We start from the raw sequence: 15,534 nt of genomic DNA, 5'->3' as shown, positions 1-15,534 counted from the left end.
AGAAGCCGTGTGCATTAAGCTACAATGGCGAAATGCCTCGCCAACTCGTGCGTGATGCGGTGCAGCTGCCGTGTTTCTCGGTCGATGCAGCACAGGGTCGTGTCCACTTCGGCGACAGACACGCTGCCGCGGCTGAACTGTATTTCGAATTGCGAGCGGGACCCACGAAAGCCCCTGAGGAGGACTTTCGCCTCGAGCTGGTCGCCGAGAAACGCCTCGCTGCGATATCTGATGTCGTGGCGCAGGGCGATCCATGCGATCTTTGCGACCTCCTCCGCCGGCGCATGTGCGACCCAATAGGCGGTGATCGCCTGCTGCACCCAGGTCAGATAGACCGCATTGTTGACGTGATCGAGCTCGTCGATCGCATCAGGGCCGACCGTGATGGGATAGACGAAAGCCGAACCGCCCTCCTGCCCCCTCTGTGGGTTCATGGGCTCGCGCCTTCGTCCCATGCGCCGTCGCCAATCCAGCGCAGGGCCGTGAGCGAGGGCATGAACATGTATTCTCCGCCGCGCAGCCGGTTGAAGGTGGTCACGCCATCGATTTTTCGGCGCACCGGCGTTTCGGGAATGGTAAAGGTCCCGGGCGTCTGGTGCAGGCCGACGACCGGATCCCGTTCTTCGCCCAGATCGACGAAGTTGCCACGGTTGATCCATTCCTGCTGGAGAAATTCGATCGTATCGAAGGCCCTGGCGCTGATGAAGATGAAGAACAGCCCGCGATCTTCCTGCGCATCGACTTCGGATGTCACGTCGCGGCTCCATTTCGGTCCATAGGTAGACGAGCGCCTGATAATGCGGTGGATGTTCACGTCGCTGAGGATCGTAAGCTGGCTGTCGCGCGGATTGAGGCGGCGCATGTGCGCGGCGTGCGGACAGACAAGGCCGCGATGATCGTCTTCGTAAGAGAAGTCGTTGTTGCGCTGCGGATCGGCACCGAGCTCCGGATCATCCCGTTCCGGCGCAAGCGGCAATGGCGCACCGCTCTGCCACCGGCCGAACATTTTCGCGGCGATATAATCCTGCTCGGCTTCGTCGGCGGATTGTCCGCGCAGGAAGTCGTTGAAGGCGCCGACCCGGCTCTGGTATTTGCGCAGCACGATGTATGACCCGTTGCGCCCAAGCGGTTCGGGTTGCGGCATGGCGAGCGGGCTGCCGGTCTCACTGTCCTCGCCCAAGATGAATTCTCCAGGCGCGATAGCGCGCTCCTGACCGGGCAAGGGGTCGACCCCGCTCCCGTCGACCAACGGCTGCGAAATGCTGTCGCGAAAGCCGAAGGGGTTCTTTGCGTCCTCGTCGGCACCGAAACGGTGCGTACCGATCAGCGTGATGCCGGTGGATTTTTCCAGTTCGGCCTCGGCCTTTGCCAGCACGCCGTCGAGCGCATCGTCGTCGCGCGCATAAATGGTCAATGCGATATGGCAGGTGCCGGGGCGATAGGGATCCTCCCATGTTTCGGGCGCGTTTTCGCCTAAATCGCGTAGTTGCTCGGCACGAGCGGCCATGCCCTGCTGGAAGGCCAGCGGAAAACTCCCCAGCGAGGTTTCCGGCAGCCCGAGTGCCTTCAAGCCATCGTAGCTGATGGCGACGCCGGTCCACGAATCTAGTTCATCCGTCCACCCCGATGCAGCAGGGATATGGTCGGCCAAGCGTCGTAAAAGATCCCGACCACCCGCGGCCTCGTCGACATGGATCATCGAATGGATGCCGACATAGGGTTCGGGCCGGGATCGCAGGATCAGCGCTTGGATATCGTCGAGTTGGAGCTTGACCTTGTCGGGACGGAAGCGGGCGGAAAGTTCTTGCAGAATGCCCATGTCAATAATCCACGCCTTCGGGTTGCGCGATGGCCGTGCTCAGCTCGTCGAGAGCCTTGCTCGTGGCGGGATCCATATCCGCATTCGCCCGGGATTTTTCGAGGAAGTCATCCAGCGCGTGCTCCATCCGCTGGTACCGGCGAGTATCCACAACGGTCACCTGCGGATTTGCGACGAACCAGCCCGATGCATCGATCTGGTGATCGGCGATGAAGTCTTTCACCTTGGGACTGTCGATGCCCGGCCATCCTTCGATGTTGGCGAAGAGCAAGTCCATCAAGCCGGGAATCTTGGTGGCGAAATCGTTAATATAGGTGTCCCAGTCGCCATCATAGGTTGTGGCGAACAGGATCCGCGTATCGTCGTCGAAGAAAACGAAGCGCATATCGTGCAAGGTCGACACGCGCTGCGCGCCGTCCATATTGCCGTTGGTCAGATCGAAGATCCGGCGCAGGCGATCCGCCCCGCCCGGCTTCACCTTGGCGATAGCAGTCAGTTCGGACACATTGCCCGACTGCATGCCTGCGCGCCCCGCCTTGTTGGCAGTGCCCTTGTAATCGGGATTGTGGTCACGGATCATCGCTTCCAGCGCAATTTTCGCCAGCTGCGGCAAGTCTTCTGCCAGCTCGCGCGCACGGCGGCGGATTTCTTCGGGCTTGCTCTCATCGGCAAGACGCGGATCGATGCTTTTGGTCATGGCGCGCTCCTTTTGCGCTTGGTGGTCAATCGGGAATGTCGGACAGGGCCTGCGGCTCTATGCGCGGGCGATCGTTCTGGGTGTGACGATAGGCGCTGGACCGTTCGTAGGCCGCGCGGCGAATGCGCATGATGCCGCCCAGCGGACGATGCGCCTCGACGCCGTTCCATGGATTGAACGACAATACATCGTCGCCGAACACCTGGCGTGGCGGGCTGTAGGGGCCTTGGCTGTCGAAGCGCAGCGTGGCGACGGCACGATGAGGAGACTTTTCCTCTTCCCACAACACCGCCGCATCTTCCACCGGCATCGTTTCGAGATCGGTGCAGAGCTGCGCGCGCAATTCATATTCGGCGCCGTTCGCGCGGAAAAAATTGCCGATCACGTCGCGCATAGTCGAATATTGAACGTCTCCGAGATCCCGACCGGTCAAATCGCGCACGGATCGGGATTTCGGGGCGAGCGACAGTTTGGCGACATGGTCGCCGAACCGGACAGCGGCCTGCGTATGATAGGTTTCGCCGAGAGGATGATTGTTGTCGCGCGCCAACCCCTCGAGCGTCGCGCTCGGCACCTTGCCCACCGCTTCCACCGCATCCTTCGCGCCGCGCGCCACGCCGGCAACGAGGCGTTGGAAGAAATCGGGCGCATGCGCGTTCTTTTCGAGCAGACCCAGCATCTGCTTGTATTTCGGGATCGTGCCGAAGGCGAGCACCGGGAAATTCACCATCAGGAAATCCTGGTTCTCGCCACCGATGTCGGGCGAAAGCCGGTCACCCGGAACGCCGATCACCTTGATCGCGAAACCGCGCGGGGCCGGAACCTCGTCCGAATGGATATCGCCCGGCGCGGACGAAAGCCGCGCGACGACCTCGTAGGTCTTCGGAGAAGCGAAGATGCCCTGCGCAAGCTCAGCCGACAGACCGTCGTGCACGGTCATGCTACCCTTAAGGATCGCGTGCGATTTCGCATGGGCATCGCGATGGGCGTGCCGATGCCGTTCGAACGCGTTGCGCGCCGTCGCATTCATCTGTTCGACGATCTCGCGCGTCAGCCGCTGTTCGTCGGGATCGACTTGCTCGACATTGGGGGTGAACCGTATGGGCTGCATGGGCAACAACTCCTGCCTGTTTTGCCTGCTGAAAAGGATCGACGGGAAACCGATCCTCTGGCCGGGCATTTGAAATATCAAGTGATATCTGAAAATTTGGTTCCGAAAATCAGGATTTTTGAGACGGATCGAGCACCATGAGCGGCGAAACCACCACCAAATCGCGTCGGCAAAGCCAGGCGGAAACACGCGCCAAGCTGATCAAATCGGCCGAGCGGCTGATGATCGCCCATTCCATCCCGGCACTTTCCGTGCGCCAGCTCTGCGCCGACGCCGGATTTACGCAAGGCGCCTTTTATTCGAACTTCGAGAGCAAGGAGTTGCTGCTGCTCGAAGTCATGGAAGGTCACTTGGCCGAACAGCGGGACCGACTGGAAGACCTCGCCGCCTCGATCCCGGAAGCCGATATCGACCAGGCCATGCAAACGCTTGCTGCGTGGCTAGCCGACATCCCCGATCGCCAGGCCTGGGCGGCGCTGGCGCTGGAATTGCAGCTCTATGCCTTTCGCAACCCGGAATTCCGCGCGCAGTACAAGGCTGCGGAGGCGCGTGTAACGGCCCAGTTCCGGGTTCTGATCGAAGGCCTGGCCGCCCAGTTTGGGCAGCCACTCCGCTTGCCCGCCGATGTCATCACCGAAACCTTGCTCATACTCTGGCATACCGCGGTCTTGCGATCGGGCGACGGCACCCAGCCGGAAGAAAGTTACGTGAAGGTCTTCAGGCAGATCATGTTCGGCGAACCGTCAGCCGGATAGCGTTGCGTGACCGCCACCATACCGCGTCACCCTTGCCCGGTTTCGTCCTTGCGCAGGTAAAGGGTCTGTGTCGGGAAGGCGAACCCGATGCCTGCCTGTTCCAATCGCTCGTAGATGTCGAGCATGAGATCGTTGCGGATTCTCAGGCTTTCGTCGAAATCGGCGGTCATGATGTAGGCAAAGGTTTCGATCGCCAGCGAGTCCGTTGCAAAATAACGTAATGTCGCCCGGCGCGGCTCCGGGGCGATGTGCTCGTTCTGTGCGAGCGCCTCTGCTATCAGGCCAATCCCTTCACGCAGCTTGGCCGCATCCAAGGCGTATTCGAGGCCGATCGTCTCGTTGAAGAGGAAACGTTCGCGCTTGGTATAGTTTTCGATCTGGCGTGAGGAAAAATCGCCATTGGGGATCGTGACGACGGTTCGTTCCAGCGTCCTGATCCGGGTCGACCGCATCCCGATATCCTCGATCGTGCCGAGCACATCGCCGACCTTGCACACATCCCCGACCTGCACCGGCCGGTCGGCCAGCACGGATACGGTGCCGACCAGGTTCTCGACCGTCTTCTGTGCACCCAGCGCCAAGACCAGACCGCCGATGCCGAGCGCCGCCACACCAGCGGTGACATCGAAGCCGAGCGTGTCGAGGATGCCGAGCGCCCCCAGGACCAACAGTCCGGCCTTGATAACCCGGCGGGCAAAGACGATGACAGACGCGCTCTGGTACCGCGCGCGCCGCGTCATGCGCAGCGACAGCCACCGGGCGAGCGCATCGACCAGGCGGAACAGGAACCACAGGAACACGATCCACGCTGCAATGCCGAGATAGCGCAGCACGACCTGACGCGCGACGATCGAGATCGGCGCAGCGTCCGACCACAGCCGGAAACCGACGATGGTGACAACCAGCGCCAGCGGCGGCAGGGCGGCATCGAGGACCCGGTACACCGCCCCATCGCGCGAGAGGACCTGCCGCAGACCGAGCAGGACCAGCGCGGCCAGCAACCGGGTCGCGATGAAGACGGCGATCAATAGTCCCAGCAGCTTGACCCAATCCAGCGCAGGGGCACCGGCGACGATAGCCTCTTCTTCCGGGATCGCCTGCGGTTCGATATCCGGGAGCGCCTGTAGCGTTTCCGCCGACAGCCGCCAGATGGCAGGCCCGTCCGTGCCGCTGCTCTGTGTCAGCAGGATGGGTATCTCGCCCCCGGCGAGTGTCCCGACCTGTTCGCGTGTCGGGCCGAGGCCATCGTCGAGCCGCCCGTTGGGCTCGTTGGCCAGTTCCTGATAGGTGGCGAGCGTCCCGCCCGCATCGAGCGCAGCGCGCAGGCGCGGCACGACCTCTGCGCGATCCATACCGGCAGGCAGGTCGAGATAGGGATCGAGGGCACCAGGATCTTCGCTCGCCAGCACGCCCAGCAGATTGGTCACGGTCGATCGCGGCGTTTCCCGCCCGAAGGGATCCATCGCCACCTGCGCCTCGGCGGCGTCCCCGGACGACGGAAGAATCGACGTCGCGGCGAAAGCTGCGACGCCGCAAGTGAGCAGTACGGTTGCCAGCAAAGCGTGGAAAAAGGCGAGGATCTTACGCATTTTGGGGGAATGTTTGGCGCGCGAGTGGCGGTTTTTCAACAGCAGACGTGCTCACCATTGTAGTACAGGTAACTTCCTGCGCTGGAGAGCTGTCCTGTTTGCCCGAGCAGGCGGGTAGGACACGCGCGCGCCTCCAGCGTCAGATATCGAGGCACAGCAAGAAACCGAAGTCGTAGCATATGGCTCGTTCGCGTTCAGCGTGATCAGTATTGCGTAGCGGCTATCGGTTTGGGCGGTTTGCTTCAAGGCCACAGCGCGCGCAAAACCTCGTCCACCAACGCGTCTTGCGCCTGCGCGTCCACCTCTCCCGACCGCATTGTCGCGGCCAGCCGTCCTTCGGTGGCCAGATGCGCCAGTCCGTGCGCGGGGACGATGGCGGCGATCAGGCGCGGATCCAGTCGCTCGAACTCGGGGGTCGGCACGCCGAGGCCGCGTGTTCCGGCAGCGGCGGCGGCGAGCGGGCGCATCGCCCGATAGACCGCAGCCCGCAGGTCATCGTCCTCCAATTCGATCAAGTCGGTGCGGCCCATCAGGCGGAAACGGCCCGTGTTGTCGCGCGCGAACCTAACATAGACGGCGGTCAGCGCGCGCAGCGCCGCGTTGCCTTCCAGCCCCTCTGCCGCGCCTGCCAGTTGCTTGCCCAGTGCCTCGTAACTGCGCCGCGCCACCTGCGTCAGCAAGCCCGCCATGCTGCCGAAATGATGCGTTGGCGCGCCGGGGGATACGCCCGCCTTGCGCGCTGCCTTGCGCAGCGTGAAGCCTTCCACGCCTTCTGCGGCGATGATCTCTTCCGCGGCGGAAATCAGCGCGCTGCGCAGGTCGCCATGATGATAGCTGTCGCGTTTCGTCTTGGTCATGAGGGCAATCTGGCACGCAATCTAAACAGTGTCTAGACAAAAAGCGCGCGAGGTATCTATACAGTGTTCATATCGGTTCGGGCGCAGGGGCTTTCGCCCCTCACCCCCGACAGGAAGGATACAGCAATCATGACTCAACGCGCTCTTATCGTCGGCCTCGGCATCGCCGGAATGGCCAGCGCCATGTCGCTTAAGAAGGCCGGGTGGGAACCCGTCATCGTCGAACGCGCGCCTGAGCGACGGACAGGCGGCTATTTCATCGGCCTTCAGGATGCGGGCAAACATGCGGCGGAAAGGCTGGGCGTGCTGCCCGGCATCCATATCCGCACGCCCGAAGCCTCGCCGAATTGGCACATGACGAAAGACGGCGGACGTGTGCGCGTAGCCGGGTTCGCCGACCAGCCGACCCGGCCTGCCACGCTGCTGCGCGGTGATATCGAAGAAGGGTTGTGGAACGGCGTCGACGGGCAGGTCGAAATCCGGTTCGGCACAAGCCCCGTGGCCATTGTTGAGCGCGCGGACGGCGTCGATGTGACGCTGGATACGAAAGACGGCAGTTCAACGATCGAGCGCTTCGACCTGGTGATCGGTGCCGATGGCCTGCGCTTCACCGTGCGCAAGCTGGTGTTCGGCCCGCAAGAGAAGTTCATGCATTCGCTGGATGCGGTGATCTGCGCTTATCAGCTAGAAGAACAGATGGAGACATTCCGCCAGCGCGACGGAGTAATCCTCAATCAGGATAAACGCTCGCTCTGGGTCTTCCCGCTGCAGGATCATACGCCGACGGCGTTCTTTGCCTATCGCACCAAGGATGTAGATGCGCAGTTCGAACGGCCTGCGGTGGAAACGCTGCGCGATGTCTTTGCCGATATGGAGCCCCACTCCATCGTGGAGGAAGCGCTGGAGGATCTGTCCAACGCGCCCGACTATCTGTTCGATTCGGTCCACACGGTGGAGATGGACCGCTGGCACAAGGGCCGCGTGGTGCTGGTGGGGGACAGCGCATGGTGCCTCACGCTGTTTTCCGGCATGGGCGCGACAGCCGGGTTGATGGGCGGGCAGCAACTGGGTGAAGCCCTTGCCGCTCAGAACGGCAATGTGCCCGCCGCGCTGAAAAGTTGGGAAGGGGCTTGCGCCCCTACATTGAAAAACAGCGCAAGACCGTGTGGCTCAAATCGCAGATGTTCGTGCCATCGAACGGGTTTTTCTTCGTCCTGCGCCGACTGGTCTTGCGCTTCGGCGGGCGTTATCTCGCGAAGCTTTCAGCAGTGCATCAGTCGCCGGTAGACAAGTAATCGGTCTTAAATCTGCACGGATGGATGTCCGCTTCAACTCAAATCATGTTCAAAACCGGACAGACCGCTAGCGGCCCAGAAGCTGCCCATTGAGACTTTCTTAAATCGTATGACTGGAATTGGGCCGCCAGCAGACAGTCTGGTTTTAGGATTTAGAAAGTCGGATCCGGCCGTCGAACCACGGAGGGCCAATAGGAAGTCCCATCGAATCCAGCTCAATTCATCGGCCAATGTCGATAGGAATTGACGGCCCTAACATCCATCGATAATTGTCGATGGATGAAGTCGACATCGGCACTCGAAGCACTCTCCGCTCTCGCGCACTCAACGAGGCTTGATGCGTTTCGCCGTCTCGTGCGCAGCGAACCCGACGGGCTCTCGACAGGCCAGCTCGTCGAAGCCTCGGGCCTCACCCAGAGCACCTTCTCGAGTCATCTCGCGATCCTCGTGGGCGCTGGTCTCGTCATACCTGAGAAGAGGGGGCGGCAGATGATCCAGCGCGCGAACATCGAGGTCCTGCGCGACCTGATGCTCTTTATCGCCAAGGATTGTTGTGAGGGCCGCGCAGAGCTTTGCGAGCCGCTCGTGGCCGAACTCTCCCATTGCTGCTGAAGGAGCAGACAGTGCCTGACCAACCTTACAATGTTCTGTTCCTATGCACGGGCAATTCGGCCCGCTCGATTTTGGGCGAAGCGCTGATGAACAAGATGGGCGGAGGTCGCTTCCATGCATACAGCGCAGGCAGCCAGCCCAAGGGCGACGTGCATCCGATGTCGCTCGAGGTGCTCGATAGCTTCGGTTATCCGATCGATGGCCTGCACTCGAAGAACTGGAGCGAGTTCACCAACCCCGGCGCACCTGAGTTCGATTTCATCTTCACTGTCTGCGACAACGCCGCGGGCGAGAGCTGTCCGGTATGGCTAGGCAAGCCGCTCACCGCGCATTGGGGCGTCGAGGATCCCGCCGCGGTCGAGGGCGATGGCCAGCGGCAGGCGTTCGTCGATGCGCTCAGCTATCTCAAACGCCGGATCGAGCTGTTCCTGATGCTGCCGCTCCAGAGCATCGACGAAATGTCTGTGCGCAGCAAATTGGCCGCCATCGGCCGCGAAGAAGGCGCGAGCGCCAAGGCCAAGGAATCCTGAATGACCACCGACATCGTCGTCTATCATAATCCCGAGTGCGGCACCTCGCGCAACACGCTGGCGATGATCCGCAATGCCGGAATCGAGCCGCATGTGGTCGAGTATCTGAAGACACCGCCATCGCGCGCGATGCTGGAAAGCCTGATCGAGCGCGCCGGGCTAAGTCCGAGGGAGGTGCTGCGCGAAAAGGGCACGCCTTTTGCCGAACTGGGGCTCGGCGATGAGAGCCTGAGCGATACAGCGCTCGTGGACGCGATGATGGAACACCCGATCCTCATCAACAGACCACTCGTCGTCTCCCCGCTCGGCGTCCGCCTGTGCCGTCCGTCCGAGGCGGTGCTCGACATTTTGCCAAGCCCACAGCAGGGCGCCTTCACCAAGGAGGACGGCGAGCAGGTCGCGGATGTAGCGGGCAAGCGTATCGCCTGATGCTGCTTGCGATCACGATCTTCATTGCCACCATCACGCTGGTGATCTGGCAGCCGCGTGGGCTCGGCATCGGGTGGAGCGCGATCGGCGGAGCACTGCTGGCGCTTGCCACCGGCGTCATCTCACTCGCCGACATTCCAGTGGTGTGGAACATCATCTGGAATGCGACCGGCGCCTTCGTTGCGATCATCCTCATCAGCCTCATCCTCGACCGGGCGGGATTCTTCGAGTGGGCCGCGCTCCATGTCGCACGATGGGGCCGCGGAAACGGGCGCATGCTGTTCGTGCTCGTGGTGCTGCTCGGTGCAGGCGTTGCGTCCATCTTCGCCAACGATGGGGCCGCGCTGATCCTAACCCCCATCGTGATCGCGATGCTCCGGGCGCTGGGCTACAATGCCAAGGCGACATTGGCCTTCGTCATGGCAGCGGGATTCATCTCCGATACTGCCAGCCTACCGTTGGTCGTCTCGAACCTCGTCAATATCGTGTCGGCCGACTTCTTCGACATCGGGTTCGGCGAGTATGCGCTGGTCATGGTGCCGGTCGATCTTGCCGCCATCGCGGCCACGCTGGTGGCTTTGATGCTGTTCTTCCGGAAGGACATTCCCGCCAGCTACCATGTCGCCCAGCTTCGCCTTCCTGCAGAGGCGATCCGCGACCGGGCGACCTTCCGCGCCGGGTGGGTGGTGCTGGCATTGCTGCTGGTCGGCTTCTTCGTCCTCGATCCGCTCGGCGTTCCGATCAGCGCGGTCGCCGCCGTCGGCGCGCTGGCGCTGATCGCGATCGCCGCGCGCGGACGGGTCATTCCGACTGGCCGGGTGATCCGCGAGGCCCCCTGGCAGGTCGTGATCTTCTCACTCGGCATGTATCTGGTCGTTTACGGCATGAGCAACGCCGGGCTCGCCGCCGCTATAGCGGAACTGCTCGAACGCTCGGCAGAGGGCGGTGTGTGGGGCGCTACCTTCGGGACAGGCATCCTGGCGGCCGTGCTTTCCTCAGGGATGAACAACATGCCAACCGTCCTCGTCGGCGCGCTGTCGATCGACGCTACGGGCGCCACCGGCCCCGTTCGCGACGCGATGATCTACGCCAACGTGATCGGCTGCGACCTCGGGCCGAAGATCACCCCGATCGGTTCGCTCGCCACCCTGCTATGGCTGCATGTGCTGGGCCAGAAGGGCGTGAAGATCGGCTGGGGCTATTACTTCCGCGTCGGCATCACGCTGACCACGCCAATCCTGCTGGTGACCCTGGCGGCCCTCGCACTGCGATTGAGCCTCGCATGAAGCTGTTCCTCGTCTATCCGCTCGCGGCGCTGTTCGAAATCGCCGGCTGCTTCGCATTCTGGGCCTGCTGGCGGCTGGAGAAGAGCCCCTTGTGGCTACTGCCTGGGATGGTGTCGCTGGCCCTGTTCGCCTGGCTGCTGACTCTCGTTCCGACCGACGCCGCAGGCCGCGCCTTCGCAGCCTATGGCGGGGTCTATGTTGCCGCGTCGCTCCTGTGGTTGTGGATCATCGAAGGCACTACGCCCGATCGGTGGGACTTCATCGGCGGCGCGGTCGTGCTCGCCGGCGCTGCCATCATCCTGTTCGGCCCGCGTGGCTGACGACCCGAATTCGGAGAATTTCTTTGTCCCGTCTGCGTCCCTTGCCCGATCCCGACACCTTCCCGGCGCTTGATCCGTCCTTCGTCCATGCCCGTCCTGCCGAGAACCTCGGTTCCGACCAGCCACCGCCGCGTATCCTGCTGCTCTACGGCTCCCTGCGGGAACGCTCGTATTCGCGCCTCGCGATTGAGGAAGCTGCTCGATTGCTGCAGCTGTTCGGCGCGGAGACGCGCGTTTTTGATCCGTCAGACCTGCCGCTACCCGATCAGATCGGGGGGGATGACCACCCAGCCGTCCAGGAATTGCGCGAGCATGCGTTCTGGTCCGAAGGTATGGTCTGGTGCAGCCCGGAGCGGCACGGTCAGATTACCGGCATCATGAAGACCCAGATCGATCACCTGCCGCTAAGCATCGGAGGCATGCGCCCTACTCAGGGGCGGACGCTGGCAGTCATGCAGGTGTCAGCAGGCTCACAGTCGTTCAACACCGTCAACACACTGCGGTTGCTTGGGCGCTGGATGCGGATGTTCACCATCCCCAACCAGTCCAGCGTGCCGAAGGCATACGAGGAGTTCGACGAGGCCGGCCGCATGAAACGGTCCTCGCTCTACGACCGGATCGTGGACGTCATGGAGGAACTAGTCCGCTTTACGGTCCTCCTGCGCCCGCACTCGGAACAGTTGGTCGACCGCTACTCTGAGAGGAAGGAAGCCGGTAAGGTCATCAATCCGGAGGAGGACATATCGACGATTGCTCTGTCCTCATCGTGATGGCCGCTTTGAGGGGTTCTTTGGAAGAGGCCGAACGTCCGGAATTGGGGCGCAAAGCTGACTGGCTCGAAGGGGCCGACAGCGGTCAGTCTGGTTTTAGCTAGAAAGCGGGCTTAGCGGCCACAGCAAATAATCGAGGTTCACGGCCTCATGCGCTTGGCCACCAGATCCTCGACCACCGCAGGCTCCGCCAGCGTCGAGATGTCACCAATTTCGTCAGGCTGCCCCTCGGCGATTTTGCGCAGAACCCGGCGCATGATCTTGCCCGACCGGGTCTTGGGCAGGTCGGGCGCGAATTGGATGACGTCGGGCGTGGCGAATGGTCCGATCTCGCTGCGCACCAGGTCACGCAGTTCCTGCCGCAAGGCATCGCTGCCTTCTTCGCCGGCTTTCAGCGTCACGAACGCATGGATGCCTTGGCCCTTGATATCATGTGGCATGCCTACGACGGCGGCCTCGGCCACCAGCACATGCTCGTCCAGCGCATTTTCGACTTCGGCAGTGCCCATGCGGTGCCCAGACACGTTGATAACGTCGTCGACCCGGCCGGTGATCCAGTAATAGCCATCCTCGTCGCGCCGCGCGCCGTCGCCGGTGAAATAGGTGCCGGGGAAGGTGCTGAAATAGGTTTGGAAGAACCGGTCGTGGTCGCCGAAGATGGTGCGCATCATGCCCGGCCAGCTGCGGGTGAGAACCAGATTGCCCTCCGTTGCGCCGGTGAGAAGATGCCCTTCGCCATCGACCAGTTCGGGGTCGACGCCGGGGAGTGGCAGGGTCGCGCTGCCGGGCTTAGTCTCGGTAGCGCCGGGGACGGGAGCAATCAGTGCGCCGCCCGTTTCGGTCTGCCACCAGGTGTCGACGATCGGGCATTCGCCGCGCCCGACCATGTCATGATACCATTCCCAGGCCTCATGGTTGATCGGCTCGCCCACCGTGCCCAGCAGGCGGATCGCGGACAGGTCGTGGCGCGTCACCCATCGGTCGCCCTGCCGCATCAGCGCGCGGATCGCGGTCGGCGCGGTGTAGAAGATCGTGACGCCGAGGCGCTGGCTGGTCTCCCAGAGGCGCCCCGGATCGGGATAGTTGGGCACCCCGTCGAACATGACCGTGCGCGCGCCGTTGGAGAGCGGGCCGTAGACGACATAGGTGTGCCCGGTGATCCAGCCGACATCGGCGGTGCACCAGAACAGATCGTCGGCGACATCCTTCCCCTCCTCGGGGCCGAACAGCAGATCGAAGGTCAGCGTCGACCAAAGCAGATACCCGCCGGTGGTGTGCAGCACGCCCTTGGGCTTGCCGGTCGATCCGGAGGTATAGAGGATGAACAGCGGATCTTCCGCGTTCATCGCTTCGGGCGGGCAATCGGCGGGGGCATCCGCGCAGGCCTCCTCCCACAAGATGTCGCGCCCCTTGCGCATCGATACTTGGCCACCCGTCCGCTGCATGACGATGACCGTGTCGACCCCGCTCGCGCGCTCCAGCGCGCTGTCGACATTGGCCTTGAGGGGAATGCGCTTGCCGCCGCGCGTGCCTTCATCGGCGGTGACGACCAGCGTAGCGTCGCAATCGGCGATCCGGTCGGCCAGGCTGTCGGGCGAGAAGCCGCCGAAGACGACCGAATGGACCGCCCCGATCCGGGCGCAGGCGAGCATTGCAATCGCCGCTTCGGGCACCATCGGCATGTAAAGGATCACCCGGTCGCCCTTACCGATCCCGTTGGCTTTCAGGACGTTGGCGAAGCGGCAGACTTGCCAGTGCAGCTCACGATAGGTGAGCGTTCGCCCTTCGTCCGGCTCGTCGCCTTCGAACACGATCGCGGGCTGGTCGCCGCGCGTCTCGAGGTGGCGGTCGAGGCAATTGACCGAGACGTTCAGCTCGCCATCGGCGAACCAGCGAATGCCGAAATCGCCCTTGTCGAAGCTGCTCTCGTCCGCCTTCGTCGGGAAGACGCTCCAGTCGAGCCGGTGCGCTTCGTCCAGCCAGAAGGCGTCCGCATCGCTGTCGATCGATGCCTGCATGGCGCGAAACCTGTCGGCCTTGTGCAACATGGCGATTTCTCTCTCCCCATAGGTCCGGCTTCGCACGAGGAAGCGCCGGCCCGTTCCATTATCGAGGCTGAACATGCCGCCTCGCCCTTCCACCACGTCGAGGATCAGCTGCGTGTGTTTCCACACCGCGAACTGCGCCGCGCCGATATAGACCGGTGTGGTGCCGATCGTGCCCAGCAGCACGTCCGACCCGCCGAGGCGGAACTCGCCGCGCGGATAGACCATCGGGCTGGAGCCGTCACAGCACCCGCCCGACTGGTGGATAAGCACGGGGCCATGACGTTCGATGATCTGGCCCAGCAGGGCTGTGGCCGCGTCGGTGGCGATCACGCGACGGACCACTCGGCCATCCGGCGCGGCACTTTGCGTCATTGGGTCATGTCCAGGACGACGCGCCCTTCGATCTGGCCCTGCCGCATGCGGTCGAACACCGCATTGATGTCGTCCAGACCGGCGGTGGAGATCGTCGCCTTCACCTTGCCGTCGCCTGCGAAATCGAGCGATTCCTGCAGGTCCAGCCGCGTGCCCACGATCGAGCCGCGCACGGTGATGCCGTTCAGCACCATGCCGAAGATGTTGAGCGGGAAATCGCCCGGCGGCAGGCCGTTGAGCGCAAGCGTACCACCGCGCCCGACCATGCCGACCGCCTGTTCGAAGGCCTTCTCGCTCACCGCGGTCACCAGCGCGCCGCGCACGCCGCCGGTCAGGCGCTTGACCGTCGCGGCAGGGTCATTGTCGGTCCGCGCGTTCACGGTCTCCACCGCGCCGAGCTTGCGCGCCAGTTCGAGCTTGGCGTCGTCGACGTCGACCGCAACCACGTTCAGCCCCATCGCGACCGCATATTGCACTGCCATGTGGCCAAGCCCGCCGATGCCGGAGATCGCCACCGCATCGCCCGGCTTGGTCTCGGTCATTTTCAGGCCCTTGTAGACCGTCACGCCCGCGCACAGCACCGGCGCGATCTCGTTGAAGCCCACATTGTCGGGCAGGTGGCCGACATAGTTGGGGTCGGCCAGAACATAGTCGGCGAACCCGCCATTGACCGAATAGCCGGTGTTGAGCTGGCTTTCGCACAGCGTTTCCCACCCGCCGAGACAGTGCACGCAATGGCCGCAGGCGGTGTAGAGCCACGGCACGCCGACCCGGTCGCCTTCCTTCACATGGGTTACACCTTTGCCCACGGCGGAAACGAAGCCGACGCCTTCATGGCCGGGAATGAAGGGCGGTTCGGGCTTGACCGGCCAGTCGCCTTCGGCGGCATGCAGATCGGTGTGGCACACGCCCGAGGCCTGGATGGCCACCTGGATCATACCCGGCTGCACTTCCGGAACCGGCACTTCCTCGATCCGCAGCGGTTCGCCGAAGGCGCGGACGACGGCGGCTTTCATGCTCTTGCTCATAGCAATTCTCCTGTAT

At 63.0% G+C, this 15,534-nt stretch carries 17 protein-coding genes; 9 read left to right on the top strand and 8 right to left on the bottom strand.

Annotated features, from left to right (window positions below; translation table 11 throughout):
• Nucleotides 1-14 precede the first annotated feature (14 nt).
• The 4 genes from J2S32_RS07660 to J2S32_RS07645 are packed head-to-tail and all read right to left on the bottom strand — an operon-like array spanning nt 15 to nt 3,456.
• Nucleotides 15-434, bottom strand: coding sequence for an acyl-CoA thioesterase (locus J2S32_RS07660; RefSeq protein ID WP_063511171.1), 420 nt, complete (start codon nt 432-434; stop codon nt 15-17).
• Entirely contained in the window at nt 431-1,819 is a 1,389-nt protein-coding gene (locus J2S32_RS07655; RefSeq protein WP_253519834.1) for a Dyp-type peroxidase, read from the bottom strand. The genes J2S32_RS07660 and J2S32_RS07655 overlap by 4 nt, the downstream gene beginning before the upstream one ends.
• Nucleotide 1,820: 1 nt before the next feature.
• The gene (locus tag J2S32_RS07650; protein ID WP_253519811.1) at nt 1,821-2,516 is read right to left on the bottom strand and encodes a hypothetical protein; all 696 of its coding nucleotides are present in this window, start codon (nt 2,514-2,516) and stop codon (nt 1,821-1,823) included.
• Between the two features lie 25 nt (nt 2,517-2,541).
• The gene (locus tag J2S32_RS07645) at nt 2,542-3,456 is read right to left on the bottom strand and encodes a catalase family protein (protein ID WP_253519808.1); all 915 of its coding nucleotides are present in this window, start codon (nt 3,454-3,456) and stop codon (nt 2,542-2,544) included.
• Nucleotides 3,457-3,486: 30 nt separating this feature from the next.
• Between J2S32_RS07645 and J2S32_RS07640 the strand changes: the two genes are divergently transcribed.
• Complete coding sequence (locus J2S32_RS07640) at nt 3,487-3,768, top strand: hypothetical protein (protein WP_234004007.1); 282 nt, start codon at nt 3,487-3,489, stop codon at nt 3,766-3,768.
• Nucleotides 3,765-4,382 (top strand): TetR/AcrR family transcriptional regulator, encoded by a 618-nt coding sequence (locus J2S32_RS07635; RefSeq protein WP_063512052.1) that lies wholly within the window; start codon nt 3,765-3,767, stop codon nt 4,380-4,382. The genes J2S32_RS07640 and J2S32_RS07635 overlap by 4 nt, the downstream gene beginning before the upstream one ends.
• Nucleotides 4,383-4,408: 26 nt before the next feature.
• Here the strand turns inward: J2S32_RS07635 and J2S32_RS07630 are convergent, their stop codons facing one another.
• Together J2S32_RS07630 and J2S32_RS07625 are read right to left on the bottom strand one after the other, a co-directional pair.
• Nucleotides 4,409-5,971, bottom strand: a complete 1,563-nt coding sequence (locus J2S32_RS07630) for a mechanosensitive ion channel family protein (protein WP_063512053.1) — start codon at nt 5,969-5,971, stop codon at nt 4,409-4,411.
• Between the two features lie 242 nt (nt 5,972-6,213).
• Nucleotides 6,214-6,828 carry a TetR/AcrR family transcriptional regulator gene (locus tag J2S32_RS07625; RefSeq protein ID WP_063512054.1) on the bottom strand — a complete coding sequence of 205 codons (615 nt, stop codon included), beginning with the start codon at nt 6,826-6,828 and terminating at the stop codon, nt 6,214-6,216.
• A gap of 129 nt (nt 6,829-6,957) precedes the next feature.
• On the opposite strand from J2S32_RS07625, the gene J2S32_RS07620 reads away from it, so the two are divergent.
• The 7 genes from J2S32_RS07620 (at nt 6,958) to arsH (ending at nt 12,070) form a co-directional block, all read left to right on the top strand.
• On the top strand, nt 6,958-8,115 hold the full coding sequence (locus J2S32_RS07620) for an FAD-dependent monooxygenase (RefSeq protein ID WP_063512055.1): 1,158 nt from the start codon (nt 6,958-6,960) through the stop codon (nt 8,113-8,115).
• 287 nt (nt 8,116-8,402) lie between these two features.
• Nucleotides 8,403-8,735: an ArsR/SmtB family transcription factor gene (locus J2S32_RS07615; protein ID WP_063512056.1), complete on the top strand. Its 333-nt coding sequence runs from the start codon at nt 8,403-8,405 to the stop codon at nt 8,733-8,735.
• Nucleotides 8,736-8,746: 11 nt separating this feature from the next.
• A complete protein-coding gene (locus tag J2S32_RS07610; RefSeq protein WP_063512062.1) occupies nt 8,747-9,265 on the top strand; it encodes an arsenate reductase ArsC in 519 nt (172 codons plus the stop codon).
• Nucleotides 9,266-9,694, top strand: coding sequence for an arsenate reductase (glutaredoxin) (arsC, locus tag J2S32_RS07605; protein ID WP_063512057.1), 429 nt, complete (start codon nt 9,266-9,268; stop codon nt 9,692-9,694).
• A complete protein-coding gene (locus J2S32_RS07600; RefSeq protein ID WP_063512058.1) occupies nt 9,694-10,980 on the top strand; it encodes an arsenic transporter in 1,287 nt (428 codons plus the stop codon). Before arsC ends, J2S32_RS07600 begins: the two co-directional genes overlap by 1 nt.
• Complete coding sequence (locus J2S32_RS07595; RefSeq protein ID WP_063512059.1) at nt 10,977-11,300, top strand: YnfA family protein; 324 nt, start codon at nt 10,977-10,979, stop codon at nt 11,298-11,300. Before J2S32_RS07600 ends, J2S32_RS07595 begins: the two co-directional genes overlap by 4 nt.
• A 23-nt stretch (nt 11,301-11,323) precedes the next feature.
• Nucleotides 11,324-12,070 (top strand): arsenical resistance protein ArsH, encoded by a 747-nt coding sequence (gene arsH / locus J2S32_RS07590; RefSeq protein WP_063512060.1) that lies wholly within the window; start codon nt 11,324-11,326, stop codon nt 12,068-12,070.
• Between the two features lie 140 nt (nt 12,071-12,210).
• Here arsH and acs read toward each other — a convergent pair whose 3' ends face one another.
• Both acs and adhP read right to left on the bottom strand, forming a co-directional pair.
• Complete coding sequence (acs, locus tag J2S32_RS07585) at nt 12,211-14,490, bottom strand: acetate--CoA ligase (protein WP_050601790.1); 2,280 nt, start codon at nt 14,488-14,490, stop codon at nt 12,211-12,213.
• Nucleotides 14,487-15,518, bottom strand: a complete 1,032-nt coding sequence (gene adhP / locus J2S32_RS07580) for an alcohol dehydrogenase AdhP (protein WP_050601789.1) — start codon at nt 15,516-15,518, stop codon at nt 14,487-14,489. The genes acs and adhP overlap by 4 nt, the downstream gene beginning before the upstream one ends.
• Nucleotides 15,519-15,534 lie beyond the last annotated feature (16 nt).

The organism is Qipengyuania citrea (assembly GCF_024171405.1).
GTDB lineage: Bacteria > Pseudomonadota > Alphaproteobacteria > Sphingomonadales > Sphingomonadaceae > Qipengyuania > Qipengyuania profunda.
Note: the sequence above shows the minus strand (reverse complement) of the source record. Positions and strands in the feature narration are given on the sequence as shown.